3 protein-coding genes are annotated in these 1627 nt (G+C 71.2%); all 3 read right to left on the bottom strand.

Annotated elements, in window-relative coordinates; all coding sequences use genetic code 11:
• On the bottom strand, nucleotides 1-222 hold a 222-nt coding region (locus ENSA5_RS04975), incomplete at its 3' end, for a hypothetical protein (RefSeq protein ID WP_146155335.1).
• A gap of 4 nt (nucleotides 223-226) precedes the next feature.
• Nucleotides 227-649: a hypothetical protein gene (locus tag ENSA5_RS04970; protein WP_106390397.1), complete on the bottom strand. Its 423-nt coding sequence runs from the start codon at nucleotides 647-649 to the stop codon at nucleotides 227-229.
• Nucleotides 650-717: 68 nt separating this feature from the next.
• Nucleotides 718-1627, bottom strand: a 910-nt coding sequence (locus ENSA5_RS04965) for an FIST signal transduction protein (RefSeq protein WP_106390396.1), incomplete at its 5' end; no start/stop codon positions are given.

The raw sequence follows: 1627 nt of genomic DNA, 5'->3' as shown, positions 1-1627 counted from the left end.
GTCGACGACGGCCGCGAGCTCGACGAGCGCGGAGTCGAGCTTCGCGTCGACAGCCGAGTTGATCGCCGCGAGCTCCCCGAGCTCGGCGTCGCCCTCGTCATCGCTGGCGTCGTCGAGCTCGGCTTCGAACAGGGGGTAGGCGCAGGCGAGGGGCAGGAGCACCAGGGCACCGAGGGCCGCGAGGCGGGCTGCCGTGCTGTGCTGTCGCCGGTCGTCGCTCACGTGCCTACTCGGTCTTGGTCTCGGCGTCGTCTTGCACCGCGGGGGCGCTGCTCTCACCCGGATGGTTGATGCCAAAGTAGGCCGAGGTCGCGGCCAGCAGCGGGAGCAAGAACCACAGGAGTTTGCCCCACTCGGGCTTCCGATTGAGGATCGCCGGCGCAGCGCCCAGCAACACCCAGATCAGCAGCTTGGGGTGCAGCCAGCCCGGGAGCCCGGCGGCCATCGAGCGGGTCCGGGCGAGCATGCCGAAGCCGGCGACGATGATCAGCAACACCCCGAGCCCGTGGGTGCCCATGACCAGGCCGCGGACCTTGTTGCTGTCTTTCGTGCCTCCGTTGGCGCCGTGAAACGCGAGGGCACCGAGGGCCATGAACACCAGCATGATGCCGAGGACGTGGAGGAGGTTGTAGAGCTGATAGGAGAACATGGGGGCCGCGCTCGGGTGCGAGGGTGCCCGGTCCCTGGGGGGCGCGCAAGCCGGGCGCGCAAGCCCGCTCAGGCTCGGCCCGGCAGCCCCGCCGGGCGGAACAGCATCAGCGCGCTCGTGTAGCCGTGCATGTAGGTGTGGCCGTGGATCGGCCCGATCTCGCCGTTGCAGAAGAAGCCGGCGAGGGGGAGATCGGAGCCGAGCTGCTCGCGGATCAGGGAGCTGTCGTGATCGGGCGCCTCGTAGAGGCTCTGGCCGCGGCCGAGGCACGCGAACAGCAGCGCGCCGAGGCTGGGATCGCTGCGTCGGGCGTCGTGGTGGGCGCGCAGCAGCTGGCGCAGCTCGCTCGTCGAGGTCTCGGCGTCGCGCAGGTGGAACTGGATGACGGCGTTGGGGTGGAGATCGGCGGCGGTGCCGAGCGCACCGCTTTGGGGATCGACGCCGACGAGGTTGCGGATCAGAAAGTCGCCCTGATCGTAGACCTCGCGCTTTGGATCCATGACCACGCCGAGCGACAGGCTGTGGCGCGCGTTGACCCGCTCGGACGGGCTCAGGCTGTCGAACAGGCCCTGGAGGACCTCGACGGCCGGGCGCCCGTCGAGCTCGAAGATGATCCGGCCCTGGTGGCGGGTCACGAACATCGGCGCGCCGATCGGGCGACAGCCCTGGGCGACCACGGTGTCGACCTCGATATCGCCACGCATGGCCACGCCGACCATGCCGCGGTGGTGGGACGAGCGCCCGCAGAACAGGCGGTGTTCGCCGGGGCGGCCGCCGCCGGAGCACAGGCCGCCGATCTTGGCCCCGCCCGGGTACGCGCGGTCGAGACCGTCGAGGAGCTCGGGGCCGGACCAGGTGAAGGGATCGGGGAGCAGCAGCAGGTGAGGGTCGGGGCCGTCGGCGAGGCCCAGGGCGTGGTCCCAGCGGGCGCGCTCGTCGGCCGGATCGTCGCTTGGATCGGGGGGGTCGGGGGTACGC

Source organism: Enhygromyxa salina (assembly GCF_002994615.1).
GTDB lineage: Bacteria > Myxococcota_A > Polyangia > Nannocystales > Nannocystaceae > Plesiocystis > Plesiocystis salina_A.
This window is presented reverse-complemented; position numbering and strand designations above follow the sequence as displayed.